This window comes from Planobispora rosea, assembly GCF_014648175.1.
Taxonomy (GTDB): Bacteria; Actinomycetota; Actinomycetes; order Streptosporangiales; family Streptosporangiaceae; genus Planobispora; species Planobispora rosea.
Genome location: NZ_BMQP01000018.1, coordinates 130,272 through 155,005 on the forward strand (window position 1 = coordinate 130,272; position 24,734 = coordinate 155,005).

A 24,734-nucleotide genomic window follows, 5' to 3' on the forward strand; every position below is an offset into this window, starting at 1 on the left:
CCGGTACGGGACCGGGACGACGAGGACGGCCGCCACCGACCGCGACAACGGTTTTCAGAACGGGATAAATCTCACCGTTGACCCGAATGCGATTTATATTCACTTATCAAATCGCATCCCGGAGTTCTGATTACAGAAAATCATCGAGGTGCTACAGAGAGTTCGATCCCGCACCATATTGGAGGGAATCGGTTGTGACGCTCAGATAGTGATGGAAGACTCAAATTCGAGCGTTCCGGTGAGCCGGGACTACCGGATGCTCATCACCCGGAGCCGTCAGGGAGGTGGATCTTCTAGGCTGGGCATCACCCAGCCAATTAGGTGGGTTCTGGTATATGTCTTTGAATCCGCATCTCGTCAAGGAGAGCTTCGCCGTCATCGAGCCCGTCGCGGACAAGGCCGCGGCATACTTCTACGGCCGCCTGTTCGCGGAGAGCCCCCATCTGCGGGGAATGTTCCCGCCGGCCATGGACGTCCAGCGCGACCGCCTGTTCGGCGCGCTGACCAGGATCGTCTGGAGCCTCGACAGCCCGGACGGCCTGGCGGCGTACCTCGGGCAGCTCGGCCGCGACCATCGCAAGTACGGAGTGATCGCCGAACACTACACCGCCATCGGAAACGCCCTGCTGGCGACGGTCAGGCGCTTCGCCGCCGAGATCTGGAACTCCGAGATCGAGACGGCCTGGGTCTCCGCCTACACCGCCGCCGCCAACGCCATGATCGAGGCCGCCGAGGCCGACGCCGGGGTCTCCCCCGCCTGGTGGCTGGCCGAGGTGATCGACCACGAACGCCGCACCCGGGACATCGCGGTGATCACCCTGCGGCCCAGCCAGCGGATGCCGTACCTGCCGGGGCAGTACGTCAACGTGCAGACCGCACGCTGGCCCCGCGTCTGGCGCACCTTCTCCATCGCCAACGCGCCGCGCGCGGACAACACCGTCCGCCTGCACGTGCGGTCCATCCCGGGCGGCTGGGTCTCCACCGCACTGGTCGACCACACCCGGATCGGCGACACCGTCATGCTCGGCCCCCCGGTCGGCATGATGACCCCCTCCGACACCGGCCGCGACATGTTGTGCGTGGCCGGCGGCACCGGGCTGGCCCCGCTCAAGGCCATCATCGAGCACGTGATCTCCTCGGGCCGGCGGCCCAACATCCATCTGCTGTACGGCGCCCGCCGCCGGGAGGAGCTCTACGACCTGCCGGACCTGATCCGGATGGAGTCGAGCTTCCCCTGGCTGCGAGTGCTCCCCGTCGTCTCTGACGACCCCGGGTACGACGGGATGCGCGGCCGGGTCCCCGAGGTCATGGAACGCTTCCACTCGTGGGCCGAGCACGACGTCTACGTCTGCGGCCCCGCCCCCATGGTCAACGAGACGGTCCGCCGGCTCCTGTGGAGCGGGGTCCCGCTGGCCAACATTCGCAGGGATATCGCATTGGGCGAACTCTGACAGGTATCGGGCCCCTCCCCGAATCAGATATCGGGCCCCCTCCCCCGATCCTCTACCGAAGAATCGTTCGAACACGCGCCACGTATCAGGTAATGCGTGCGAAACATGCGACGCCGTGAAACCATGGGGAGCCGGATTGAAGGGAGAAGAGCATGCGCGACGCACTTCTTGCGGTCGGCACCCGCAAAGGCCTGTTCCTTGCCCGCTCCACCGGCGGCGGCCCGTTCGAGGTCGAGCCGGTCCATTTCTCCACCATCGGGGTCCCCTCGGTGGCCATCGACACCCGGGGCGCCGCGCCCCGTCTCCTGGCCGGGATCGAGTACGGCCACTTCGGCCCCTCCGTGATGTGGTCGGACGACCTCGGCGCCACCTGGCAGGAGGCCGACAGACCTCCCGTCGCCTTCCCCGAGGAGACCGGCGCGGCGCTGACCCGCGTCTGGCAGCTGACGCCCTCCCCGAGCGAGCCGGACGTGGTCTGGGCCGGCACCGAGCCGGGCGCGCTGTTCCGCTCCGAAGACCGGGGCGCCACATACTCCCTGGTCGAGGGGTTGTGGAACCACCCGCACCGCGCCCAGTGGCAGCCCGGCGGCGGCGGGCTCTGCATGCACACCGTGCTGCCCCATCCGACCGACCCGAAGACCATCGGGGTCGCCGTCTCCACCGGCGGCTTCTACCGCAGCACCGACGCGGGCGCCTCCTGGGAGGCCGCCAACCGGGGGATCCGCGCGCCGTTCCTGCCCGAGGGGTCTCAGTATCCGGAGTTCGGCCAGTGCGTCCACAAGGTCGCCGTGCACCCGTCCCGGCCGGAGCGGCTCTTCCTCCAGCACCACTTCGGCGTCTACCGCAGCGACGACTTCGGCGGGTGCTGGACCTCGATCGGCGACTCCCTCCCCTCCGACTTCGGCTTCCCCATCGCCGTCCACCCCGACCGGCCCGACACGGTCTACGTCTTCCCGCTCCAGGCCGACATGGACCGCACCCCCGTCGACCACCGCTGCCGGGTCTTCCGCAGCGACGACGCGGGCGGATCCTGGCAGGCGCTGAGCAGGGGCCTGCCCGAGGACCCGGTCCACGCCAGCGTGCTGCGCGACGCGATGACCGCCTCTTCCGCCGGTGTCTTCTTCGGCACCCGCGACGGCGAGGTGTACGGCTCCCGCGACGACGGCGAGACCTGGTCCCTGATCGCCCGGCACCTGCCCGACGTGCTGAGCGTCCGCGCGGCGCTGCTCTGACCCCACCGTCCCGACCGCCGATCGGGCGCGCCTCCCGCCCCCGGGAACCGGAGACCGTCCGGTCCCCGGGGCTCTCACACGGAAAGGACGCCAGGCGGCCCGGTGACCGTCAGGGGGCGACGCGGCCGTTGGCCACGAACGCCGCGTGGGTGAGCGGCATCAGCTCCGCCCAGGCGGCCTCCATCTTCTCGGCCACCATCTCGATCTCCCGCTGCGGGAACGACGGCACCTTCGCCTGATCGTTCTTGGTCCGCAGGGACAGGAAGTGCATCAGCGAGCGGGCGTTGCAGGTGGCGTACATCGACGAGAACAGCCCGACCGGCAGCACGGCCCTGGCCACCTCGCGGGCGATCCCGGCCTCCAGCATCTCCCGGTAGGCGGCGTACGACTGCCGGTAGGCCGCCTCCATCGCCTCGGTGACGACCTTGTGCTGCTCCTCGGTGCCCTCGACGAAGACGTATTTACCCGGCCGCCCCTCCTGGACGAGCTTCCGCTCCATGCCCGGAATGTAGAAACTGGGCTGGAGCTCCCTATATCTCCCGCTCTCCTCGTTATAAGACCAGCCCACCCTGTGCCGGTGGAATTCGCGGAAGACGAAGATCGGGGCGCTGACGAAGAAGGTCATCGAGTTGTGCTCGAACGGGCTGCCGTGCCGGTCCCGCATCAGGTAGTTGATCAGCCCCTTGGACCGCTCGGGGTCCTTGCCGATCTCGTCCAGGGACTGCTCCCCCGCGGTGGACACCCGGGCCGCCCAGAGCACGTCGGTGTCCGAGGCGCTGTGCTTGACCAGTTCCACGGTCACGTCGTCGAGAAAACGCGGCTGACTTTCGTCCACGGCGGGAACCTTCCGGTGTCGGGATCGGGGCCGCAGGCAAGCCTAGCGCCGACCGCCGGCACCTCCCGGCGACACCGGGGAAGCGCCCGGCCGAGGCCGGGACGCCCGATGCGGGATGCGAGCACGACGGATGGACAACACGGATGACAATGCGAATGACAACGCGGTGCGGGTCAGGGCTCCCGGCCGGCGCGGCGGTAGCGCAGCATCACGGCCCGGGAGTCGAAGGTCCGGGTCTCGACGAGGCGCAGGTCGATGCGGTTGCCCGGGGCGGCGAGCAGCGGCTTTCCCCCGCCGAGGACGACCGGGTGGACGACGACGCGGTAGTCGTCGATCAGGTCGAGCTCCGCGAGGGCGGTCGCGAGGCCGGTGCCGCCGGTCAGCAGGAGTCCCTTTCCGGGTCGCCGCTTCAGGGCGGCGATCTCCCCGGCGATGTCCTCCCGGATCACGCGGGCGCCCCACTCGGCCTTCTCCAGGGTCGTGGAGAAGACGATCTTCGGGGTCTCCCTCCAGACGGGGGCGAACGCCAGATCGTGCGGGTGGTCCGAGATCGACTCCACCTGCGGCCAGTACCCGGACATCATCTCCCACACGACACGCCCGTAGAGGAAGGTGTCGACCTCCTCCTGCATGCCGCAGATCGAGTACGCCGACAGCTCCGGTCCCATGGCCGGCCAGTCGAACGCGCCGTTCGGCCCCTCGATGTGACCGTCGAGCGAGGTGTGGACCCAGTAGATGAGCTCGCGCATGTCGAAAACCCCTTCAGACCTCTCGGTGCCGGGACTCCGCCGGGCGTGGTGCCCGGCGGGTGCTCTCACCTGGAGGGTCGGAGCCGCTCCGGCGTCCTCGACGTCCTCCGGCGGATTTCTCCGGGGATTTCCGGGGTTTCTCGCCGCGGGCCGTACGGCGGTCGCGGAAGCCGTACGGCCCGGCCCGCTCAGGTGATGTCGCGGCGGACCGTGGTGAGCGAGGCGACGAGGGCGAAGACCAGGGCGTAGGCCACGAGCACCGAGGCGCCCGCCCAGGCGGGCAGCAGGTCGGGCGCGCCGAACCCGCTGTCGACCTCGACGGCGATCAGGCTCTGCGCCGCGCCGGACGGGGTGAACTTCCCCACGTCCTGGAGCGCGGGGATGGCCGTGAGCAGCGACTCGACGACGAAGACCCAGACGATCGCGCCGACGACGGCCGCGATCTGGTTGCGGACCAGCGCGCCCAGACCGATCCCGAACAGCGCGTACAGCGCCGAGGTGGCCACCACGCCGAGCATGATGCGCGGGACGCCGCCGTCGAGCAGCGCGACCTCTCCCCCGGCGATCAGTACGGTCGGGATCACCGCCGCGGCGGTGAGCAGCAGCGCCGCGACGCCGAACAGCACTCCCACCAGCAGTCCGGCGACCAGCTTGGCCGTCACGACCCGGCCGCGCCGGGGGGTGGAGAGGAAGGTGGTGGTGATCGTCTGGTAGCGGTACTCGCCGGTCATCATGACGATGCCGAGGATCATCACGAAGATCGACGACCCGGCGCCGGCGGTCCAGGCCGCCTGCTGGAACTCCAGGGTCCCCCTGCCGGGCAGGGCCGGGCCGCCCTGTGCCTGCACCCCGGCGAACCCGATCGTGACGGCCAGGGTGATCCCGGTGAACAGCAGCATGACCAGGAGCATGACCCACCACAGCCGGGTGGTGAACAGCTTCTGCAGCTCGGAACGGACCAGTGCCGTCACTCATGCCTCCCTGGTCAGTTCCATGAAGATCGCCTGCAGGTCCGAGCGTTCCCGTACCAGCTCGGTGACCAGCACCCGCTCGTCCAGCACGGCCCGGCCGACGGTCTCGGCGTCGACGCCGTACACCCGCAGCACCCCGTCACCGGGCCGCTCCACCCGGGCGCCCTCGGCCTCCAGGGCGGGCACGAGCCGGTCGGCCTCGGCGCTGTGCACCCGGACCGGGCGCTCGCCGTTGCCGGTCAGCTCGTCCAGAGAGCCCTGGTGGACGAGCCTGCCGCGGGCGATGATGACCACGTTGTCGACGGTCTGCTGCACCTCGGCCAGGACGTGGCTGGAGACCAGCACGGCCACGCCCCGATCGTGCGCGAGGTGGCGCAGGAAGCCGCGGAGCCACTCGATCCCGGCCGGGTCGAGGCCGTTGGCCGGCTCGTCGAGGATCAGCACGCGCGGGTGGCCGAGCGTCGCGGTGCCCAGGGCCAGGCGCTGGCGCATGCCCAGGGAGAAGCCTCCGACCCGCTTTCGGGCCGCGTCGGCGAGCCCGACCTGTTCCAGCGCCTCGTCGGCGCGGCTCGCGGGCAGCCCGGCGGCGGTGCAGATCACCCGCAGGTGGTCGCGGGCGGTGCGGCCGGGGTGGAAGCTGGTGGCCTCGAGCACCGCGCCGACCTCGGCGAGCGGATGTTCCAGGGCGGTGTAGGGCCGGCCGTCGACCAGGGCGGTGCCGCCGTCGGCGGAGACGAGCCCGAGCAGGCAGCGCAGGGTCGTGGTCTTGCCCGCCCCATTCGGTCCCAGGTAACCGGTGATCGTGCCGGCCTCGACGGAGAAGGAGACATCGTCGACGGCTTTCACCGGACCGAACGCCTTGGACAGATTTCGGATCTCGATGGCAGTCATCACTCGCATTATGCGAACGCGCCGCAGGTCACACCTCCTCCTCTGGGAGGAAATCCGATCACAGCCGGTAGACGCGTCGGGCGTTGCCGGACCCGATCATGTGGGCCACCCGGGCCGCGTCGGGGACGCTCCACTCTCCGGCGGCCAGCCGCTCCGCCAGGATCCCGGCCAGAGCGCGCCGGTGGTAGAGCGCCCCCAGGTGGCAGGTCTCGGCGACCCCGCGGGCCCCGGAGCCGAACAGCAGCTTGTGGAAGGGGGCGACTTCCAGCAGCTCCGCCACGGCGGCGGCCGACCCGGCCGCGGTGGCCGGGAGCGCGAGACCGGCGTCCACGTAGACGTGCGGGAAGGCGGCGGCGAGGTGGGCCGCCTGCCGGTGGAACGGATAGCAGCGCAGCAGGACGACCGGCACGCCGACCGGCTGGAGCGCCCGGACGAGGCCGGCCAGCAGCGCCGGGTCGGCGCGGTGCGGGTCGGACCCGGGACCGCCGCGGCCGGTGTGGAACTGCAGCGGGAGGTTCCGCTCCCTGGCCGCGTCCACGGCCGTCCAGAGCAGGTGGCGCAGGAGCACCGGGTCGGTGAGGCGCTCCTTGGGGTCGGCCAGCCGCCGGTTGGCCGCCGCGATCACCGAGCCCCGGCTCGGCCGGGCGGGGTCGAGGTCCAGGCCGCACCGGTGGGCGACGACCGAGGTGAGGCCGGCGGCCCGGGAGAGCCGGGCCGCCAGCTCCGTCTCCAGATCCGAGATGTAGGAGACCCCGGAGGAGGCCGCTCCGGCCACCTCCTCCTCGATCCGCTCGATCCGGACGATCTCACCGGTGACGGCCCCGCCCAGCCTGCCCAGTTCGGCGGCCGAGAGCGATTCGGCCCCGCCGTTCCCGGCGTCCGCCCCGGTGTCCACCAGAAAGGCCGCGATCCCGGCCGCGCCCAGCAGCCGCCGGTTGACCTCCGCCGGTCCCAGCTCGGAGCGTCGGGCCAGGTAGACCGCGGCGGGCGCGTGCGGGTCCAGGTCCAGGACCGGGGCGCACCAGCGGCGGATCGCGGCGCCGAGAGGGGTGTCGAAGTGGGTGGCACCCGGCGGGGCCGGGGCGCCCGACTCGGTGATCAGCGGCTCGAACTGGGCCCGTACCAGCTCGTCGCGGCGCACGCCGTGGCAGTGGTGGTCCACCAGCGGCGCCAGCAGGGCCTCCCGGACGGGGTCGGGCAGCTCCGCGGGGAGTCCGGCGGGCAGGACGGACAGACTCGACAGGGCCGGCAGGGCCGACGGGGCATCGTCCGGTCGCATCGGGGCTCCTCCCCACGTCTCACAGGGCCGCGGGCGGGCCGGTCGACCGGCCCGCCCGCGATCTCACGGCAGGAGCACTCTACGGCTACGGAGCGTGATCACACTGCCGTTTCGCCCCGGGAGAGGCGCAGGACGTTGGCGATGATCCTCGCCCCGGCGCCGCCCTCGGCGGTGAGGATGGACTCGGGGTGGAACTGCACGGCGAAGCGGCGCCGCTGGACGTCCTCGATCGCCATGACCGCGCCGTCCGGCGTGAGGGCGGTGGAGGCGAAGCCGACGACCCCCGGCTGCTTGGCGTGGAGCGAGTGGTAGCGGGCGGCGGTGAACTCCTCGGGGAGCCCGTCCAGCAGCGCGCTGTCACCCATCCGCTTGACCTGCCCGCGCTTGCCGTGCTCGGGGTAGGACAGCAGCTCCAGCGTGCCGCCCGCCTGCTCGACCATGCCCTGCAGGCCGAGGCAGACGCCGAAGACCGGCAGGTCGCGGGCGTAGAGCTCGCCGACCAGGGCGGGCAGGCCGAAGTCCGACGGCCAGCCGGGCCCGGGCGAGAGCACCACGAGCGACGGCGCGATCTCGTCGATCATCCCGACCGGGAAGCCGTGCCGGAGGGTGACGACCTCGGCGCCCTGCTGGCGGAAGTAGTCGGCCAGGGTGTTGACGAAGGAGTCCTCGTGGTCGACGAGGAGGACCTTCATGCCCTCGCCGGGCAGTTCCGCCTCCGCCTCCGGCTCCGGTACGGCCTCGTCCGCGTGCCCGCGCCCCACGGCGGCCAGCGCGCCGAGCAGGGCGCTGGCCTTGAGCTCGGTCTCGCGTTCCTCGGCGTCGGGGTCGGAGTCGAACAACAGCGTGGCGCCGGCCCGCACCGTGGCCACGCCGTCCCTGATCTGCGCGGTGCGCAGGGTCAGGCCGGTGTTCATCGAGCCGTCGAAGCCGATGTAGCCGACCGCGCCGCCGTACCAGCGGCGGGTGGTGGCCTCGTGGTCCTCGATGAACTGCATCGCCCAGGTCTTGGGCGCGCCGGTGACGGTGACGGCCCACATGTGGGTGAGGAAGGCGTCCAGCGCGTCGAACTCCGGCCGCAGGCGGCCCTCGATGTGGTCCACGGTGTGGATCAGCCGGGAGTACATCTCGATCTGGCGGCGGCCGATGACCTGGACGCTGCCGGGCACGCAGATGCGGGACTTGTCGTTGCGGTCCACGTCGGTGCACATGGTCAGCTCCGACTCCTCCTTGACGCTGGACAGGAGGGTGCGGATCGCCTCGGCGTCCTCGACGGGGTTGCCGCCGCGGGCGATGGTGCCCGAGATCGGGCAGGTCTCGACCCGGTCGCCGCTGACCCGGACGTACATCTCCGGGGAGGCGCCGACCAGGTGCTCGCCCTCGCCGAGGTTGAACAGGAACTCGTAGGGCGCCGGGTTGGCCTTGCGCAGGCCCCGGTAGAAGGCGGCCGGGTCGGTGCAGGCGGCGTGGAAGACCTGGCCGGGGACGACCTCGAACAGGTCGCCGCGGATGAACTTCTCCTTCGCGGCGGCCACGACCTCGGCGTAGGCGCCCCTGACCGGGTCGGCCGGGATCTCGGCGGGGGCCGCCGGGAGCGGAATGCTCTCGCCCTCGCGGGGCAGGCCGTGCGTGGAGGCGCCGTCCACGGTGAACTCGTAGCGGTACTCCTTGCTGGTCTCCCGCTTGCGGTCGATCACCATGATCCGGTCGGGCAGGTGCAGCACCAGGTCGCGCTGGTCGGCGGGCCGGGTCAGCACCTGCCGGATCGGCTCGAACTGGAAGGCCAGGTCGTAGCCGAAGGAGCCGTACAGGCCCAGGTGCTCGTCCTCGCCCTTGAACGCGGCGATGACCTCGCGGATCGCGGTGAAGACCGTGGGACGGCGGCTGCGCATCTCCTCGGGGAGGATCTCGTCGGACTCGGCGACGTGGACCTCGACGGCGTCGGCCGTGCTCTCCCCGGTGGGCGTGCCCGCGGCGAGCAGGCAGGAGGCGACGGCGGGCAGCACGATCCTGCCGCGGGCGTTCAGCGCGCGGGCGGAGATCCGGCGCCCCCGGGCCACGATCTCCAGGCAGGGGTCGACGTAGGCCAGGTGCCATCGGCTGTAGCGGCCGGGATACTCCATCCCGGAGGAGAGGACGCCGCCGCGCCGCTCACCGAGCGCGCTGACGACGTCGTCGAGGACGGTCTCCGGCACGTCGGCCGTCGAGACCTCGACCCCGATGCCACCGGCGGTGGTATATCCGCTCGTCTCCACTGCTGTCTCGCCCCTTGTTGATTTCCCTGACGCCCAGGGGGGCGGACGCAGAAAAGGCCGCCTCCCCGGGCGGCCGTCCGTCTGATCGCGTGTATGCGAAACCCGCGCCGCCTAGAAGCGGCGCCACCACTGAAGGGTATCGGAGGATCGCATGTGGGTCAGCGTACCGGCGGCTGACATGATCATGCAACGTGAACCCGCCGACGGGAGTGCCGTCAGGTCCTCCCGATCAGTACGGCCAGGCCGTCCAGGAGGCCGCGCAGCCCGAACGCGAAGAGAGTGTCCAGGTCGAAGTCCAGACCGGGCTGGGTGAGGACGTGGCCCAGCACGGGGAACCGGCCGGAGGCGAACACCTCCGCGAAGGACGGTTCCTGCGCCCGGATCCACTCGTCCCCGTCGACGCCCGTGTCCTGCCGGGCCTCGGCCTCGGACTCCAGGTTGACGGCGACGCCCCGGACGTAGGCGGTCAGGGCGGTGCCGATGTGCAGCACCGTGTTCGCGTCGAGGCCGAGACCGGAGACCGCGCGCATCGCCCATTCGGTGTGGGCCATCGCGTTGGGCACCATCACCGGCCGGGTGAAGGAGACGACCTGCGCCAGCCAGGGGTGGCGGCGGTAGAGCGCCCACTCCAGGCGGGCGAGGAGCTCCAGCTGGGCGCGCCAGCCCGGGGGCGGCGGGTCGGGCAGTCCGTCCTCACCGTAGGCCAGGTCCGTCATGAGCAGGACCAGCTCGTCCTTGTCGCGCACGTGCCGGTAGAGCGACATGGTGGCGACGCCGAGTTCGGCGGCCAGGCGGCGCATCGACAGCGCCGCGAGCCCCTCGGCGTCGGCGATCCTCATGGCGGCGCGGGCGATCCGCTCCCGCTCGCTCTCGTCGCTCATCTCCGGCGGGGGCGTCGCCGGCCCCGCCCTGGCCCACTGGCTGCGCCGTACCGGCTGCCGCGTCACCGTGGTCGAGCGGGCCCCCGCCCTCCGCGAGGGCGGCCAGGCCGTCGACTTCCGCGGCCGCGCCCACCTGGGGGTGCTGGAGCGGATGGGCCTGCTGGAGGAGATCCGCCGCCGGCGGACCCGCATCGACGGGATCACCTTCGTCGACGCCGCGGGCAAGCCCCGGGCGCACATGCCCGCCGCGTTCATGAGCGGCGAGATCGAGATCTTCCGCGGCGACCTGAGCCGCGTCCTGTACGAGGCGACCCGGGACGACGTCGAGACGGCGCGAGCTTCTCCGTCCCGGCCCGCCCCGGGCTGCGCGGCCGGGGGCTGATGTTCAGCGTCCCCGGCAAGTGCGCGGGCGTCTACGACTACGGCGACCGGACCGTGGGCACGCTCGACTTCGCCTCCCCGGTCCTCGACGTCGACCACCGGGACCCGGCCGCGCAGCGCCGCCTGCTCGCCGGCGTCTTCGCCGGCGAGGGCTGGCACGTCCCCGAGCTCCTGGAGGCCATGGAGCGGGCCACGGACTTCTTCTTCGACTCCGCCGCCCAGCTCCGCCTGGGGCGCTACTCCACCGGCCGGGTCGTCCTGCTCGGCGACGCCGCCTTCGCCCGTTACGAGCAGCGGATGCGGCCCTACGCCGCCGCCTGCCAGGAGCAGGCCGAGGGAGCCGACAGGTTCCTGGTGCCGCGGAAGCGTTCCCAGATCCGGATGCGCGACCTGAGCTTCCGGATGCTCTCCCGTCTGCCGGGCAAGGGGATCATCAACCGGATGACCACCAGGGTCGCCGACTCCGTGGCCCTCGAGGGCTATCCGCTGGACCTCGCCCGCCGGTGAGCCTCAGCCCAGCGGGGTGAGGTCGGGCCGCTTGGCGTTCAGGCCGTCGCCGGAGGAACGGCCGTGCAGGCGCCGGTTGATCCAGGGAGCCAGGAAGGTCCGCGCCCAGCGCAGGTCCTCCTTGCGCGCCTCGGCCCACACCGCCGGGACCAGCGGCGGGTACGGCTCCCGCCAGTCCTCCTCCACCGTCAGCCCGAGGGTTTCGGCGGCGCGCAGCGCGATCCTGCGGTGGCCGTCGGCCGACAGGTGGAGCCGGTCATCGCTCCACGCCCGGCGGTCGCGCAGCGCACCCATCGCCCACAGGTCCACGAGCGTGCACCCGTGGCGGCGCGCGATGTCGTGGATGTGCAGGTTGTAGACCGCGATCTTGTGGTGGACCAGGCGCATCACCGGGACCTGCCGGAGGTCGAAGCCGGTGAAGAGCATGACCCGGGCGCCGGTGGCGCGCAGCCGGGCCACGGCGGTCTCCAGCAGCGCGGCGATCGCGTCGGGGTCTCCGCCCGGGCGCAGGATGTCGTTCCCCCCGGCGCACAACGAGATCAGGTCGGGCGCGAGCGCCTCGGCCTGCGGCACCTGCTCGTCCAGGATCTGGCGGATGAGGCGGCCCCGTACCGCGAGGTTGGCGTAACGCAGCCCCGGCTCCCGCGCGGCCAGCCGCTCCGCCAGCCGGTCGGCCCAGCCCCGGTAGCGGTCGCCGCCGATGTGGTCGTTCAAGCCCTCGGTGAAGCTGTCCCCAAGAGCGACATACGAGGTGATCACTGACATGTCGCGACAGTCTGCCGCGCCGCACCTCCCCTACGCGACCGTAATAAGCCCCCGCACGCCCACGGGCCGCGAACCTGCCGCGAACCCGCCGACGCCGGAACGCCGGAGGCACCGGGCGGCAGTGACCCGATCAAAAGTGAAAGATGACACTCATCACACCCGGGGGCGGTGGTCAGAGTGAGCGTGATTCTGTTACCAGTAAGTAAGAAGCACGGGGAGGAAGCATGGCGATCGCCTGGCCACGGACCGCCCACCGGGTGGCGGTCCAGCGGAACCTGCCGGTCCCGATGCCGGACGGGGTAACTCTCCTGGCCGATCGCTATGTCCCGGTCGGCGCCGTACGCCCGCCCACCATCCTGGTCCGCTCGCCGTACGGCAGGCGCGGGGTGTTCGGCCTCGTCTACGGCCGCGCGTTCGCCCGCCGGGGCTTCCAGGTCGTGATGCAGAGCTGCCGGGGCGGCTTCGGCTCGGGCGGCGTGCTCGACCCGCTCGGCGACGAGCACGAGGACGGCATGGCCACGCTCGCCTGGCTGCGCAGGCAGTCCTGGTACGGCGGGAGCCTGGCCATGCAGGGCCCCTCCTACCTCGGCTACACCCAGTGGGCGCTCGCCCCGTTCGCCGGTCCGGAGCTGAGGGCCATGGCCACCTCGGTGACCGCCTCGCAGTTCCGCGACGCGGCCTACGTCGGCGGGGCGTTCGCGCTGGAGTCGTCGCTGATCTGGACCACGCTGACCGCCTCGATGGGCAGCCCGCTCGGCGGCGCCGGAGCGCTGCTGGCCCCGCGCCGGACCCGGCGGGCCGCGCTGTCCGGGCGGCCCCTGACCGAGCTGGACGTGCTGTCGGCGGGCCGGGACATGCCGTTCTTCCAGGACCTGCTGGCCCATCACGCCGAACCCGCCGCCTACTGGGGCAGGCGCGACTTCTCCGCCTCGGTGGGCGAGGTCGGCGCCGAGGTCACCATGGTCGGCGGCTGGTACGACGTCTTCCTGCCGTGGCAGGTGAAGGACTACATGGCGATGCGGGCCGCGGGGCGCCGGCCGTACCTGACGATCGGGCCGTGGTACCACGCGGACATGCGGCAGATGCGGGCGGCCGCCGCCGACGCGCTGGGCTGGTTCCGGGCGCACCTGATGGGCGACCCGTCGGGACTTCGGGAGCAGCCGGTCCGGATCTACGTCACCGGCGCCGGGCAGTGGCGCGACTACCCGGACTGGCCGGTGCCCGGCATGCGGGAGCAGCGCTGGCACCTGCGGCCGGGCTCCGGGCTCGCCCCGGAGAACCCGGTGGAGTCGGAACCGGACCGCTACCGCTACGACCCCGCGCACCCCACCCCGGCGGTGGGCGGCCCGGTGCTGCTGGGCAACTCCGAGCCGCGCGACAACCGGCGGCTGGAGGCCCGGCGCGACGTCCTCGTCTACACCGGTCCCGAGCTGCGCCGGGACACCGAGATGATCGGGCCGGTCCGCGCGGAGGTCTACCTGCGCTCCAGCACCGAGCACACCGACGTGGTCGTGCGGGTGTGCGACGTGCACCCGGACGGGGCGTCCTACAACGTGTGCGAGGGGGTGCGGCGGCTCCTCCCCGGCGCACCGGTGGCCGACGCCGACGGGGTGCGCCGGGTCGAGGTGGACCTGTGGCCGATCGGCCACCGCTTCCGCCGCGGCCACCGGATCCGGGTCCACGTGGCGAGCGGCGCCTACCCCCGCATCGCCCGCAACCTCGGCACCGGCGACCCGCTCGGCACGGGCAGCGCGATGGTCGCCGCCCGGCAGGAGGTCTTCCACGACCCGTCGCGGCCCTCGGCGGTCATCCTGCCCCTGATCTCGCCCTGACCCCGCGCCGGCCCCGGCGTCCGCGCGATCCTCGCCGGGCGCGTCCCGGCACCGGGTGGCCCGCACACCGCCCCGGAGCGGGATCCTCTCCGGGCGGGTCCGGGCGCTAGGGTCGACGGGTGCGTGCGGCCAGGTTGATGTCGTTGATCCTGCTGCTGCAGTCACGCGGCGGCATGACCGCCGCCGAGCTGGCGCGGGAGCTGGAGGTCTCCGAGCGGACCGTGCACCGGGACGTGCTCGCCCTGTCGGAGGCGGGCGTCCCGGTCTACGCCGACCGCGGGCGCGGCGGCGGCTACCGGCTGCTGGACGGTTACCGCACGCGCCTGACCGGCCTGGACCGGGCCGAGGCGGAGGCGCTGTTCCTGTCCGGGGTGCCCGGGGCGCTGCGCGAGATGGGGCTGGGCGAGGTCGCGGCCACCGCCAGGCTGAAGGCCGCCGCGGCGCTCTCCCCCAGCCTGCGCGACGCCCCCGCCACCGCCGCGCAGCGTTTCCATCTCGACGCCCCCGGCTGGTTCGCCAGCGACACTCCCCCGCCGCCCGCCCTGTCGCCCCTGGCCAGGGCGGTGTGGGGGGACCATCCGGTCACCGCCCGTTACCGCGAGGCCGAACGCACGCTGGAACCGTACGGGCTGGTGCTCAAGGGAGGGATCTGGTACCTGGCCACCCGGACGGCGATCTACCGGGTGGACCGCTTCGGCGACGTCGCCCCCCATCTCGACCGGCGCTTCGAGCGCGACCGGGACTTCGACCTGGCCGCCTTCTGGGCAGAGCGGGCCGCGCAGTTCAACCGCTCCCTGCTGAGGACGCACATCACCCTGCGGCTCAGTCCGCACGGGCGGCGCATACTGCGCCACGTCGCCGACCCGGCGGCCCTGGACGACGCGCTGGCCTCCATCGGGGAGCCCGACGGGCGGGGATGGGTCACCGCCCGCCTGCCCGTCGAGTCCCACGAGGTCGCCTACGGCCAGGTGCTGCGCTTCGGCCCGGACGCGGAGGTCCTGGACCCGCCCGGGCTGCGCGCCCTCGTCGCCGAGGCCGCCGCCCGTACGGCCTCCCTCTACGGCTGAGGCCGGGCGCCGTCCCGCCGGTCCCGCCGGGGGCCCGGCGGGACGGCCGTCACCGGTAGCCGGTGGCGTCGGCGGGCTTGCCCGCCGACGCCACCTCCACGATGTAGCGCCAGGCGTCCGGCCTGCTGCCGTCGACGTCGGTGAAGCCGTACTCCCGGGCGAGCTGCCCGCTGGAGAGCGACTGTCCCGACCAGCGCTCCCGCTCCGGGTCGGTGGCCAGGGCGACGACCGCGCGGCCGGTGAACGCGGGCGACTCGGAGATGACGAAGTGCGGCTGGTGGACGGTGGCGTCGCGCCAGTTCTCCTCGGTCACCCCGAAGCCCTCCAGCATCGCCTCCGAGCGCAGCCAGCCCGGGGTGAGGGAGACCGCGGTGCAGCCGTACGGGCGCAGCTCGTGGGCTTGGGAGAAGGCCAGCCGGTTCACCGAGATCTTGGCCAGGTCGTAGAAGGCGCACAGCCGGTAGTTGGCGGAGTTGTACTCCCAGGTGCCGTCGGTGACCTCGACGAGCAGGCCGCCCGGGTTCCTGATCAGCAGGGGCAGGGCGTGGTGGCTGGTGATGAGGTGGGTGTCGACCGCCAGGCGGAGCAGGCGCAGGCCGTCGTCCAGCGGGTGCTCCCATATCGGGGTGCTCCAGGCGGCGAGCTTGTCGGCACCCCAGACGTCGTTGACGAGCACGTCGAGCCGGCCCTGCTCGGTGTCGATCCGCTCGACCAGCGCGCGCACCTGCTCCGGCTCCAGGTGGTCCACCCGGACCGCGATGCCCTCGCCGCCCGCCCGCGTCACCAGCTCGGCCGTCTCCTCGATGGTCTCCGGCCGGTCCATCTCCGAGCGCCGCTCCCGCGTGGTACGGCCGGTGCAGTAGACCGTGGCCCCCGCCGCGCCCAGCTCGACCGCTATCGCCCGGCCCGTCGCCCGCGTCGCCCCGGCGACCAGGGCGACCTTTCCCTTCAGCGTCGTTTCCATGACCACGATGCTTCCGCGAAAAGAGGACATCCAATGTCATGTTTTCGTGGCGATCCTCGGTGATCCGGGGTGTCCCTCCGTGATCCGGAGTGATCCGCGGTGCTTGAGGGTGCCGCGCGGTGTCCGGAGACGATCCGGACCTCCAACCGATCTCTGACCCTGCGGCCCGTCCCCCGCACCGGCCCACCGTGATAAGCAGTTCATTACTTCGACAAGGAGGAGAGCATGGCCGACAACACCGAGTTCGAGCTGCGCGGGGTCAACCACGTCGCGCTGGTGTGCTCCGACATGAAACAGACCGTCGACTTCTACTCCGGCGTCCTGGGCATGCCGCTGATCAAGACGATCGAGCTGCCGATGGGCTGGGGCCAGCACTTCTTCTTCGACTGCGGGGGCGGCAACGCGCTGGCGTTCTTCTGGTTCCCCGACGCCCCCGAGCCGGTCCCCGGCGTCTCGGCGCCCAGGAACCTGCCCGACCGGGGCGAGCTGCTCTCGGCGGTCGGGTCGATGAACCACATCGCCTTCGACGTCGCGCCGGAGAAGATCGAGGAGTACCGGGAGAAACTCGTCGCCAAGGGCGTGGACGTCGGGGTGATCCTCAACCACGACGACAGCGAGTTCGGTGTGGCGCCGAAGATGCAGGAGGGCGTGTTCGTCCGGTCGATCTACTTCAAGGACCCCGACGGGATCCTGGTGGAGTTCGCGGCGTGGACACGGGCGCTCGACCGCCCCGAGGACGTACGGCACGAGCCGAAGACCGCCGCCGAGCGGACCGTGTGATGCCGCGGCTGCGCCAGGTCCCCCGCGACCAGGTCACCGACCCGCTGACCCTGTTCTTCTACGACCGCCTCTTCGGCCCGGACCGCGACCCGGTCGCCGAGCCCGGCACCGCGACGGGGTCCCCCGGCGACTGGTGGACGGTCTTCGCCCTGCACCCGGTGATCCTCAAACACTGCGTGAAGGGCTTCCAGCTCTACCGTGAGGCCGCGCTCGACCCGGTCCTGCGGGAGCTGGGCCAGGCGCGGGCCGGGTGGGCGCGGGGCAGCCAGTTCGTCTTCTCCCAGCACTGCAAGCAGCTGCGGGCGATCGGGGTGCCGGACGAGAAGGTCCAGGCGGTCGCGCACTGGCAGGTCAGCCCGTGCTTCGACGAGCTGGAGCGGGCCGTGCTCGCCTACACCGACGGGCTGGTGCTGGACGGCGGCCGGGTGCACGACGAGATCTTCTCGGTGCTGAGGGCGCACCTGACGGACGAGGAGATCCTGGAACTCACCTACATCACCTGCCTGTACGAAATGCACGCGACCATGTCGAGAGCGCTCCGCCTGGAATTCGACGACCGGCCCGAACCCGTCGTCGAGGTGGCCGCACCAGAGGGGTACGGCACCCGCGACATCGTCGACGACGTCGTCACCGGCGGCAACGGCGGCAACGGCGGCAACGGCGGCAACGGCGGCAACGGCGGCGGCGACGGCTGAGAACCGGCCGTGTCCGGGCGGCCGGACGACCGTTCGCCGCATCAACAGGCCCGCTCGGCGATCGGTGACCACAACGCGATCGACCCCTGATTACTCTGCCGGTCAATCCGCACGGGCCGGCCTGCCCGGCCCTTCCGAATTGGGAGACTGCGTTGACCGTGCCGAACGGGGACCAGCGCGACCGGAGTGACCGCAGCCCGTGGAACTGGTTGCTCCTCGTGCCGATCGCCCTGCCCCTGCTGCCCTTCCTGTTCAACTCCGACGAGCCCCGGCTGTTCGGTTTCCCGGCGTTCTACTGGCTCCAGCTGGCCTTCATCGCGGTCGGCGTCACCTGCACCACGATCGTCTACCAGATGACCAAGCGGAGGCGCTGACGCCATGGAACAGCACCTCACCGAGATCATCATCTTCACCGCCCTGTTCCTCCTGGTCAGCGGCATGGGCTTCGTCGCCGCGCGCTGGCGCCGCCCGACCGACCTGGCCAGCCTGGACGAGTGGGGCCTGGGCGGGCGCAACTTCGGGTCGTGGATCACCTGGTTCCTCGTCGGCGGCGACCTCTACACCGCCTACACCTTCGTGGCCGTGCCCGCCCTGCTCTGGAGCGCGGGCGCGATGGGCTTCTTCGCGGTGCCGTACACCATCGTGATCTACCCGATGGTGTTCCTGGTGCTCATCCGGCTCTGGTCGGTCTCGCACGTCCACGGCTTCGTCACCCCGGCCGACTTCGTCCGGGCCCGCTTCGGCTCTCCCACGCTGGCGCTGCTGGTGGCGATCACCGGCATCGTGGCGACCATGCCGTACATCGCGCTGCAGCTGGTCGGCATCGAGGCCGTGCTGAAGTCGATGGGCGTCACCGGCCACCTGCCGATCATCATCGCGTTCGCCATCCTGGCCGCCTACACCTACCAGTCGGGCCTGCGCGCCCCGGCGCTGATCGCTTTCGTCAAGGACACGCTGATCTACATCGTGATCCTGGTGGCGGTCGTCGTCATCCCGATCAAGCTGGGCGGCTGGGACCTCATCTTCGACAAGGCCCAGGAGAAGTTCGCCGCGAGCCCCGCGCTCAGTGACGGCACCCTGCTCAACGCCAACAACCAGCTGCAGTACGTCACGCTGGCCTTCGGTTCGGCGCTGGCGCTGTTCCTGTATCCGCACAGCATCACCGGCGTGCTGGCCTCCCGGAACCGGGACGTGATCAAGCGGAACATGTCCGCGCTCCCGGCCTACAGCCTGCTGCTCGGCCTGATCGCGCTGCTCGGCTACATGGCCATCGCGGCCGGGACCACGCCGATCGGCAAGGACAACAACACGATCGTGCCGCGGCTGTTCGACCAGATGTTCCCCGACTGGTTCACCGGCGTGGCCTACGCCGCGGTCGGCATCGGCGCGCTGGTCCCCGCCGCGATCATGTCGATCGCCGCGGCGAACCTGTTCACCCGGAACGTCTACAAGGAGTACCTCAAGCGGGACGCCAGCGACGCCGACGAGGCCCGCGTCTCCAAGATCACCTCGCTGCTGGTCAAGGTCGGCGCGGTGGCCTGCATCCTGTTCCTGGACACCGGCTTCTCCATCGACCTGCAGCTCATCGGCGGCGTCATCATCCTGCAGACGCTCCCGGCGGTGGCGCTGGGCCTGTACACCCGCTGGTTCCACCGCGGCGGCCTGATCGCCGGCTGGGTCGCGGGCATGACCGCGGGCATGGTCCTGCTCTACAACATCGGCAACCCGGTCACCGGCAAGCTGCACTTCGCCGGGTCGGCGTTCCCGCTGGAGAAGCTCGGCCTGGACACCAAGATGACCGTCTACGCGGGGATCCTGGCCCTGGCCGTGAACCTGATCGTGGCCGCTCTCGGCACGGTGATCGCCCGGGCGGTGAACGCGCCCGACGGCGACGACACCACCCGTCCCGACCACTACCTCGCCGACGAGGGCGACCCCCGCATCAAGGACCTCGACTTCTCCCCGGGGGCGCCCCGGTCCCACTGACCCCGTACGGGATCATCCCCCGTCGAGGTAGGCCGGGTTCGCCACGGCGAGCTTGTCCCGGACGGCCTCGGTCAGTGCGGCGACCAGGGCCGGGTGGTCCAGCCCCTCGCGGACGGCGGCGGCGAGCTCGGCGTCGGAGCCGAAGCCGAGCCCGCCGAGGCGGGCCGCGTGCGCGGCCGCCTGCTCCGGCCCGAGGTCGAGCTCCCGCTCGACCATGCCGAGCACGTTGACCGCGACCCGGGTGTGGAAGCGGACCCTGCCCTCGACCGCGGGAAGCACGTCGCTCTCCAGGAAGTCGCGAACCGCGGCGACGAGCCGGGCCGCCGACGGGACGTCGTGCGGGCCCGGCGGCGTGGACGGCCCGGACGGCCCGGACGGCGCGGATGGCGTGGGCGGCGCGGATGGCGTGGGCGGCATTCCGTTCTGCGGCATAAGTATCCCCTTATCCGTTGACCCGGCAACGAATCTCGGGTGAGATCCTTGCATGACCTTCGCCGTTCCCGACAGCGTCCGTCCGCTCCGCGACGCCGTCCACGCGTTCGTGATCGAACGGATCGAACCCGCCGAGGACGTCCTGCACCGGGGGGGAGCCGAGGCCCAGGCGGCCCTGCGCGAGCTCCAGAAGGAGGCGAAGAGGGAGGGCCTGTGGGCCCTGGGCCACCCCGAGGAGCTGGGCGGCGGGGGCCTGCCGTTCCTCGACTACGTCTACGTCAACGAGGTCCAGGGGCGCAGCGAGTTCGGACAGCTGGCGCTGGGCACGTTCACGCTGCAGGACTCGCTGATGCTCCACGAGTTCGCCGGGCCCGAGCAGCGCGAGCGATTCCTGCGGCCCCTGGTCCGGGCGGAGATCTGGCCGAGCTTCGCGATGACCGAGCCCCAGGTCTCCAGCAGTGACCCCACCCAGCTGCGGACCTCGGCCGTGCTGGACGGCGACGAATGGGTGATCAACGGTCACAAGTGGTTCACCACCGGCGCGAACCGGGCCGCGTACACGACCGTCATGTGCCGCACCGAGCCCGACGCCCCGCCGCGCCTGGCCTTCTCCATGATCCTGGTGCCGACCGACACGCCCGGATACACGATCGTCCGGGACACGCCGGTGCTGGGCCTCGACGGCGGCCACTGCGAGGTCCTCTACCAGGATGTCCGCGTCCCGGCCGGCAACCTGCTCGGCCCGCGCGGCCAGGGGTTCGTCATCGCCCAGCGGCGCCTGGGCCCCGGCCGGATCTTCCACTGCATGCGCTGGCTGGGCCAGGCCCAGCGGGCCTTCGACCTGATGTGCCGCCGCCTGCACGACCGCAGCGCGTTCGGCCGCCCCCTGGCGGACAAGCAGCTGATGCGCCGGCACGTGTTCGACTCCTACACCGAGATCCAGTCGGCCCGGCTGCTGACCCTGCACGCCGCCCGGGCCATCGACCGGGGCGAGCAGGCACGGGTGGAGATCGGCGCCGTCAAGGTGGCCGGCGCCCGGATGCTGCACAACGTGATCGACCGGGCCATCCAGGTGTACGGCGCCGCGGGCCTGACGCCCGACACGCCCCTGGACCGGATGTACCGGCACGCCAGGGCCGGGCGCATCTACGACGGCCCGGACGAGGTGCACATCGACACGGTCGGCCGCCGCATCCTCGGCGAGTACGCCGCCGGGGGCAACTGGGAGTTCGGTCTCCGCTGACGCCCGGCCCCGGGTGAGGTCCGGCCCCCGGGCAGGCGGGAGGAGGCGGAAGGAGATCGATGGACGCGACGGGCAGGCAGGCGATCGTCACCGCGGCGCTGGGCGAGGGGTCGGTGGTCACGGCGGGCGTGCGACTGCCGGGCGGGGCGTCCCGGGAGACGTGGGCGATCGACGCGCTGGACGCCGGCGGCGCCTCCCACGAGCTGATCCTCCGCCTCGACTCCCCGGGCGCCTCGCCCGGCGCGGGGATCGGGCTGTCCGGGGAGGCCGCGCTCATGCGCGCCGCCGCGGCGGGCGGCGTTCCGGTCCCCCGGATCCTGTCGGCCGGTGACGGGCACGTCCTGATGACCCGGGTGGCCGGGGAGACGATTCCCCGGAAGATCCTCCGGGACGAGGCGTTCGCCGCCGCACGGCCCCGGCTGGCAGGCCGGTGCGGGGAGATCCTGGCCGCGATCCACCGCATGCCGCTCTCCTGCCTGCCCCAGGCCACGCCCCGTCCGCAGGCCGTACCGGATGATCCGCTGGCGACCTGGCGTGACCTGCTGGACCTGACCGGGCAGCCGCACCCGGTCTTCGAGCTCGGCTTCCGCCGCCTGGCGGCCTCCCGTCCCGTCAGCCACCGGGTCACCGTCGTGCACGGCGACTTCCGCAACGGCAACCTCGTCGTCGGGCCCGACGGGGTCGAGGCGGTGCTCGACTGGGAGCTGGCCCACGCGGGGGATCCCCTGGAGGACCTCGGATGGTTGTGCGTGAAGGCGTGGAGGTTCGGCTCACCGCTGCCGGTCGGCGGATTCGGGGAGTACGCACAGCTGGTCGAGTCCTACGAGAAGGCCTCCGGACATCCGGTGGATCCGGACGCGCTGCGCTGGTGGGAGACCTTCGGCGTGCTCAAGTGGGGGGTCATCTGCATCATGCAGACCATGCGGCACCTGAGCGGCGGTGCGCGATCGGTCGAGCTCGCCGCGATCGGCCGCCGCGTCTGCGAGACCGAGTGGGATCTGCTTCACCTCCTCCAATAAACCCGTATTACCTACCTCTTTAGTTGACAATGCGGGGTGTCGGACCTACGGTGATCGCGTGACCGCCGCGCCGCACCTCACGACGCGCGGCCACGTGGACCTCTGCCGCGTGGCCAGCGCCCTGTGTCCCTCCTGACGCGCCCTTCGAGAACATCGCCGTCAGGAAGGAGAACCCCTTGTCCCCCCTCCCCGCCGCCTCCGGCCCCTCGCCGGGGCGGGACACCTCCCACGGGCGGCGCTTCGCCGGACACGTCGGCCGTACGGTGGCCGACTCCACCCCGTGGTGGCCCGAGCCGGCCCGCGCCCCCGAGGGCGCGCCGAACATCGTCGTGGTCCTCCTCGACGACATGGGCTTCGCCGACGTCGGCCCGTTCGGCTCGGAGATCGAGACCCCGACGCTGGACCGGCTGGCCGCATCGGGGCTGCGCTTCACCAACTACCACACCACCCCGCTCTGCTCACCCTCGCGCGCCTCGCTGCTGACCGGGCTCAACCACCACCGCGCCGGATACGCCTTCGTCGCCAACGCCGACCCGGGCTTCCCCGGCCACACCTTCGAGATCGCCGAGGACGTGCCGACCCTGCCGGAGGTCCTGCGCGAGGCCGGATACGCCACCTTCGCGGTCGGCAAGTGGCACCTCACCAAGGACGCCACCATGAACGACGGCGCGCCCCGCTCGTCGTGGCCGACGCAACGGGGCTTCGACCGCTTCTACGGCATCCTGGAGGGCCTGACCAGCCTGCACCACCCGCACCGGCTCATCCGCGACAACTCCCCCGTCGAGACCGACGCCTACCCCGAGGGGTACTACCTCACCGACGACCTCACCGACCAGGCCATCGGGATGATCAAGTCGCTCCGGGCGCACGACGCGCGCAAGCCGTACTTCCTCTACCTCGCCCACCCTGCGGTGCACGGCCCGCTCCAGGCCAAGTCTTCCGACATCGCGAAATATCGCGGGAAGTACGCCGAGGGGTGGGACGCGCTGCGCGAGGAGCGCTTCGCCCGGCAGCTCGGCACCGGGCTGTTCCCCGAGGGCACGGTGCTGCCGCCGCGCGACTCCGAGCAGTTCCAGGACGTACCCGCCTGGGACCCGCTGCCGGAGGAGGAACGCGAGCTGTTCGCCCGCTACCAGGAGGTCTACGCCGCGATGGTCGACAACGTCGACCAGAACCTGGGCCGCCTGCTGACGGTGATCGAGCAGTACGGCGAGCTGGACGACACCATCGTCATCTTCACCTCCGACAACGGCGGCACCGGCGAGGGCGGGGTGCGCGGCACCCGCTCGTACTTCAAGCAGTTCGTCAACCGGGCGAAGCTGCCCGCCGACTGGACCCCCGACGTGCCCCGCAACCCCGAGCTGATCGGCGGGCCGCAGACCATGGTCCACTATCCGCGCGGCTGGGGCATGGCCTCCAACACGCCGTTCCGGCTCTACAAGGGCACCACCCACGCGGGCGGCGTACGCGTGCCGTTCGTGCTGTCCTGGCCGGGCGGACCGGTCGAGCCGGGGCTGCGCGACCGCTACCAGTACGTCACCGACGTGCTGCCCACCCTGCTGGAACTGGCCGGGGTGACCCGGCCGGACACGTGGCGCGGCGGGGAGGCCGCCTCCCTCGACGGGAGCTCCTTCGCCGACGCCCTGGCCGACCCGGCCGCGCCCAGCACCCATCCCGAGCAGTACGCCGAGATGACCGGGAACCGCGCCTTCTACCGCGACGGCTGGAAACTGGTCACCCTGCACCGGCCCGGCCGCCCGTACGACGAGGACCCCTGGGAGCTGTACGACCTGCGCACCGACCCGACCGAGGCCCGTGACCTCGCCGCCGAACGGCCGGAGCTGGTCGCGGAACTGGCCGCGGCCTGGGAGAGGGCGGCCTGGGACAACCAGGTCTTCCCCTTCGACGACGGCACCGGCTACCTGTGGACGGCCCGCCCCCCGGCGGAGGACGCCTTCCGGGAACCGGTCGTGCTGCTGCCCGGCACGCCCACCCTGGAGCGCTACCGCGCCGCCCAGCTCATCGCCTTCCGGGACTTCCGGGTGGAGGTACGGCTCACGCACGGCCGCGGCGACCAGGGCGTCCTCCTCGCCCACGGTGACCAGGGCGGCGGCTACGCCCTCTTCATCGAGGACGGCCGCCTGCGCTTCGCCTACAACGAGTACGGCGTGCTGTGGGAGACGGCGGGCGCCGTCGTCCGGCCGGGCACGCGGGTGGTGTCGCTGACGGCGAAGGCCCTGCCCGGTTACCGCTGGGACTTCACGGTCGAGCAGGACGGAGCGCGGACCGCCCGGCTGGAGAGCGTGCAGATGTTGATCGGCCTGGCCCCCATGGAGGGCATCGACATCGGCGTCGACCGCCGGTCCCCCGTCTCGTGGGCCCTCTACGAGCGCCACGGCGCCTTCCCCTACAGCGGGGACCTGATCTCGGTCACCTACCGTCCGGGAGAACCCGCCGACTACGACCCGAAGGAGGTCCTGGCCGCTCTGCGCGCGGCGGCCGAGGCCTACGACTGAGAGCCC

24 protein-coding genes are annotated in these 24,734 nt (G+C 71.8%); 14 read left to right on the top strand and 10 right to left on the bottom strand.

Going from position 1 to position 24,734, the window contains the following annotated elements:
• Nucleotides 1-335 precede the first annotated feature (335 nt).
• Both IEZ08_RS19660 and IEZ08_RS19665 read left to right on the top strand, forming a co-directional pair.
• Nucleotides 336-1,451 (top strand): globin domain-containing protein, encoded by a 1,116-nt coding sequence (locus IEZ08_RS19660; protein ID WP_068923467.1) that lies wholly within the window; start codon nucleotides 336-338, stop codon nucleotides 1,449-1,451.
• 152 nt (nucleotides 1,452-1,603) lie between these two features.
• Complete coding sequence (locus IEZ08_RS19665) at nucleotides 1,604-2,683, top strand: WD40/YVTN/BNR-like repeat-containing protein (protein WP_189242634.1); 1,080 nt, start codon at nucleotides 1,604-1,606, stop codon at nucleotides 2,681-2,683.
• A 109-nt stretch (nucleotides 2,684-2,792) separates the two neighbouring features.
• Here the strand turns inward: IEZ08_RS19665 and thyX are convergent, their stop codons facing one another.
• The 7 genes from thyX to IEZ08_RS19700 all read right to left on the bottom strand — a co-directional run bounded on the left by thyX (nucleotide 2,793) and on the right by IEZ08_RS19700 (nucleotide 10,541).
• Nucleotides 2,793-3,518 carry an FAD-dependent thymidylate synthase gene (gene thyX, locus IEZ08_RS19670; RefSeq protein ID WP_068923465.1) on the bottom strand — a complete coding sequence of 242 codons (726 nt, stop codon included), beginning with the start codon at nucleotides 3,516-3,518 and terminating at the stop codon, nucleotides 2,793-2,795.
• Nucleotides 3,519-3,691: 173 nt separating this feature from the next.
• Nucleotides 3,692-4,267 (bottom strand): dihydrofolate reductase family protein, encoded by a 576-nt coding sequence (locus tag IEZ08_RS19675; protein WP_068923464.1) that lies wholly within the window; start codon nucleotides 4,265-4,267, stop codon nucleotides 3,692-3,694.
• Between the two features lie 188 nt (nucleotides 4,268-4,455).
• Nucleotides 4,456-5,238 carry an ABC transporter permease gene (locus tag IEZ08_RS19680; protein ID WP_189242635.1) on the bottom strand — a complete coding sequence of 261 codons (783 nt, stop codon included), beginning with the start codon at nucleotides 5,236-5,238 and terminating at the stop codon, nucleotides 4,456-4,458.
• Nucleotides 5,239-6,129 carry an ATP-binding cassette domain-containing protein gene (locus IEZ08_RS19685; RefSeq protein ID WP_189242636.1) on the bottom strand — a complete coding sequence of 297 codons (891 nt, stop codon included), beginning with the start codon at nucleotides 6,127-6,129 and terminating at the stop codon, nucleotides 5,239-5,241. It lies immediately after the preceding gene.
• 58 nt (nucleotides 6,130-6,187) lie between these two features.
• On the bottom strand, nucleotides 6,188-7,408 hold the full coding sequence (locus IEZ08_RS19690) for an amidohydrolase family protein (protein WP_189242637.1): 1,221 nt from the start codon (nucleotides 7,406-7,408) through the stop codon (nucleotides 6,188-6,190).
• A gap of 98 nt (nucleotides 7,409-7,506) precedes the next feature.
• Entirely contained in the window at nucleotides 7,507-9,660 is a 2,154-nt protein-coding gene (locus tag IEZ08_RS19695) for an anthranilate synthase component I (RefSeq protein ID WP_068923461.1), read from the bottom strand.
• A 215-nt stretch (nucleotides 9,661-9,875) separates the two neighbouring features.
• The gene (locus IEZ08_RS19700) at nucleotides 9,876-10,541 is read right to left on the bottom strand and encodes a TetR/AcrR family transcriptional regulator (protein WP_141703953.1); all 666 of its coding nucleotides are present in this window, start codon (nucleotides 10,539-10,541) and stop codon (nucleotides 9,876-9,878) included.
• Between IEZ08_RS19700 and IEZ08_RS39645 the strand changes: the two genes are divergently transcribed.
• A complete protein-coding gene (locus IEZ08_RS39645; protein WP_203863666.1) occupies nucleotides 10,498-10,923 on the top strand; it encodes an FAD-dependent monooxygenase in 426 nt (141 codons plus the stop codon). The two genes, IEZ08_RS19700 and IEZ08_RS39645, sit on opposite strands and share 44 nt — an antisense overlap.
• On the top strand, nucleotides 10,923-11,429 hold the full coding sequence (locus IEZ08_RS39650) for a Rossmann-fold NAD(P)-binding domain-containing protein (protein ID WP_203863665.1): 507 nt from the start codon (nucleotides 10,923-10,925) through the stop codon (nucleotides 11,427-11,429). Before IEZ08_RS39645 ends, IEZ08_RS39650 begins: the two co-directional genes overlap by 1 nt.
• Before the next feature lie 3 nt (nucleotides 11,430-11,432).
• On the opposite strand, the gene IEZ08_RS19710 is transcribed toward IEZ08_RS39650, so the two are convergent.
• A complete protein-coding gene (locus IEZ08_RS19710) occupies nucleotides 11,433-12,194 on the bottom strand; it encodes an SGNH/GDSL hydrolase family protein (protein WP_068923458.1) in 762 nt (253 codons plus the stop codon).
• A gap of 224 nt (nucleotides 12,195-12,418) precedes the next feature.
• Between IEZ08_RS19710 and IEZ08_RS19715 the strand changes: the two genes are divergently transcribed.
• The gene (locus tag IEZ08_RS19715) at nucleotides 12,419-14,026 is read left to right on the top strand and encodes a CocE/NonD family hydrolase (protein WP_189242638.1); all 1,608 of its coding nucleotides are present in this window, start codon (nucleotides 12,419-12,421) and stop codon (nucleotides 14,024-14,026) included.
• Nucleotides 14,027-14,145: 119 nt separating this feature from the next.
• Nucleotides 14,146-15,093 (top strand): helix-turn-helix transcriptional regulator, encoded by a 948-nt coding sequence (locus IEZ08_RS19720; protein WP_189242639.1) that lies wholly within the window; start codon nucleotides 14,146-14,148, stop codon nucleotides 15,091-15,093.
• Between the two features lie 49 nt (nucleotides 15,094-15,142).
• Here IEZ08_RS19720 and IEZ08_RS19725 read toward each other — a convergent pair whose 3' ends face one another.
• Nucleotides 15,143-16,057 (bottom strand): SDR family oxidoreductase, encoded by a 915-nt coding sequence (locus tag IEZ08_RS19725; RefSeq protein WP_189242640.1) that lies wholly within the window; start codon nucleotides 16,055-16,057, stop codon nucleotides 15,143-15,145.
• A 225-nt stretch (nucleotides 16,058-16,282) separates the two neighbouring features.
• Between IEZ08_RS19725 and IEZ08_RS19730 the strand changes: the two genes are divergently transcribed.
• From IEZ08_RS19730 to mctP, 4 genes are all read left to right on the top strand, one after another.
• Complete coding sequence (locus tag IEZ08_RS19730) at nucleotides 16,283-16,837, top strand: VOC family protein (RefSeq protein WP_068923455.1); 555 nt, start codon at nucleotides 16,283-16,285, stop codon at nucleotides 16,835-16,837.
• Nucleotides 16,837-17,532 carry a carboxymuconolactone decarboxylase family protein gene (locus IEZ08_RS19735; RefSeq protein ID WP_189242641.1) on the top strand — a complete coding sequence of 232 codons (696 nt, stop codon included), beginning with the start codon at nucleotides 16,837-16,839 and terminating at the stop codon, nucleotides 17,530-17,532. The genes IEZ08_RS19730 and IEZ08_RS19735 overlap by 1 nt, the downstream gene beginning before the upstream one ends.
• Before the next feature lie 158 nt (nucleotides 17,533-17,690).
• On the top strand, nucleotides 17,691-17,906 hold the full coding sequence (locus IEZ08_RS19740) for a DUF3311 domain-containing protein (protein ID WP_203863667.1): 216 nt from the start codon (nucleotides 17,691-17,693) through the stop codon (nucleotides 17,904-17,906).
• A 4-nt stretch (nucleotides 17,907-17,910) separates the two neighbouring features.
• Entirely contained in the window at nucleotides 17,911-19,518 is a 1,608-nt protein-coding gene (mctP, locus tag IEZ08_RS19745) for a monocarboxylate uptake permease MctP (RefSeq protein WP_068923452.1), read from the top strand.
• 12 nt (nucleotides 19,519-19,530) lie between these two features.
• Here mctP and IEZ08_RS19750 read toward each other — a convergent pair whose 3' ends face one another.
• Complete coding sequence (locus IEZ08_RS19750; protein WP_229803297.1) at nucleotides 19,531-19,950, bottom strand: DUF6285 domain-containing protein; 420 nt, start codon at nucleotides 19,948-19,950, stop codon at nucleotides 19,531-19,533.
• A 52-nt stretch (nucleotides 19,951-20,002) separates the two neighbouring features.
• On the opposite strand from IEZ08_RS19750, the gene IEZ08_RS19755 reads away from it, so the two are divergent.
• From IEZ08_RS19755 to IEZ08_RS19765, 4 genes are read left to right on the top strand one after another with little or no spacing between them, the layout of a single operon-like run.
• Nucleotides 20,003-21,193 carry an acyl-CoA dehydrogenase family protein gene (locus tag IEZ08_RS19755; protein WP_189242642.1) on the top strand — a complete coding sequence of 397 codons (1,191 nt, stop codon included), beginning with the start codon at nucleotides 20,003-20,005 and terminating at the stop codon, nucleotides 21,191-21,193.
• A gap of 59 nt (nucleotides 21,194-21,252) precedes the next feature.
• Nucleotides 21,253-22,212, top strand: a complete 960-nt coding sequence (locus IEZ08_RS19760) for a phosphotransferase family protein (RefSeq protein WP_068923450.1) — start codon at nucleotides 21,253-21,255, stop codon at nucleotides 22,210-22,212.
• A 58-nt stretch (nucleotides 22,213-22,270) separates the two neighbouring features.
• Nucleotides 22,271-22,348: a putative leader peptide gene (locus tag IEZ08_RS40645; protein WP_373294368.1), complete on the top strand. Its 78-nt coding sequence runs from the start codon at nucleotides 22,271-22,273 to the stop codon at nucleotides 22,346-22,348.
• A gap of 40 nt (nucleotides 22,349-22,388) precedes the next feature.
• A complete protein-coding gene (locus IEZ08_RS19765) occupies nucleotides 22,389-24,728 on the top strand; it encodes an arylsulfatase (RefSeq protein WP_189242643.1) in 2,340 nt (779 codons plus the stop codon).
• Nucleotides 24,729-24,734 lie beyond the last annotated feature (6 nt).

Bases quoted from the DNA above. Each gene is read 5' to 3' on its own strand.
- IEZ08_RS19660 (WP_068923467.1), top strand. From the start codon at position 336: ATGTCTTTGAATCCGCATCTCGTCAAGGAGAGCTTCGCCGTCATCGAG.
- IEZ08_RS19665 (WP_189242634.1), top strand. From the start codon at position 1,604: ATGCGCGACGCACTTCTTGCGGTCGGCACCCGCAAAGGCCTGTTCCTT.
- IEZ08_RS19675 (WP_068923464.1), bottom strand. From the start codon at position 4,267: ATGCGCGAGCTCATCTACTGGGTCCACACCTCGCTCGACGGTCACATC.
- IEZ08_RS19685 (WP_189242636.1), bottom strand. From the start codon at position 6,129: ATGACTGCCATCGAGATCCGAAATCTGTCCAAGGCGTTCGGTCCGGTG.
- IEZ08_RS19690 (WP_189242637.1), bottom strand. From the start codon at position 7,408: ATGCGACCGGACGATGCCCCGTCGGCCCTGCCGGCCCTGTCGAGTCTG.
- IEZ08_RS39645 (WP_203863666.1), top strand. From the start codon at position 10,498: ATGGCGGCGCGGGCGATCCGCTCCCGCTCGCTCTCGTCGCTCATCTCC.
- IEZ08_RS19700 (WP_141703953.1), bottom strand. From the start codon at position 10,541: ATGAGCGACGAGAGCGAGCGGGAGCGGATCGCCCGCGCCGCCATGAGG.
- IEZ08_RS39650 (WP_203863665.1), top strand. From the start codon at position 10,923: ATGTTCAGCGTCCCCGGCAAGTGCGCGGGCGTCTACGACTACGGCGAC.
- IEZ08_RS19710 (WP_068923458.1), bottom strand. From the start codon at position 12,194: ATGTCAGTGATCACCTCGTATGTCGCTCTTGGGGACAGCTTCACCGAG.
- IEZ08_RS19715 (WP_189242638.1), top strand. From the start codon at position 12,419: ATGGCGATCGCCTGGCCACGGACCGCCCACCGGGTGGCGGTCCAGCGG.
- IEZ08_RS19725 (WP_189242640.1), bottom strand. From the start codon at position 16,057: ATGGAAACGACGCTGAAGGGAAAGGTCGCCCTGGTCGCCGGGGCGACG.
- IEZ08_RS19730 (WP_068923455.1), top strand. From the start codon at position 16,283: ATGGCCGACAACACCGAGTTCGAGCTGCGCGGGGTCAACCACGTCGCG.
- IEZ08_RS19735 (WP_189242641.1), top strand. From the start codon at position 16,837: ATGCCGCGGCTGCGCCAGGTCCCCCGCGACCAGGTCACCGACCCGCTG.
- mctP (WP_068923452.1), top strand. From the start codon at position 17,911: ATGGAACAGCACCTCACCGAGATCATCATCTTCACCGCCCTGTTCCTC.
- IEZ08_RS19750 (WP_229803297.1), bottom strand. From the start codon at position 19,950: ATGCCGCAGAACGGAATGCCGCCCACGCCATCCGCGCCGCCCACGCCA.
- IEZ08_RS19755 (WP_189242642.1), top strand. From the start codon at position 20,003: ATGACCTTCGCCGTTCCCGACAGCGTCCGTCCGCTCCGCGACGCCGTC.
- IEZ08_RS19760 (WP_068923450.1), top strand. From the start codon at position 21,253: ATGGACGCGACGGGCAGGCAGGCGATCGTCACCGCGGCGCTGGGCGAG.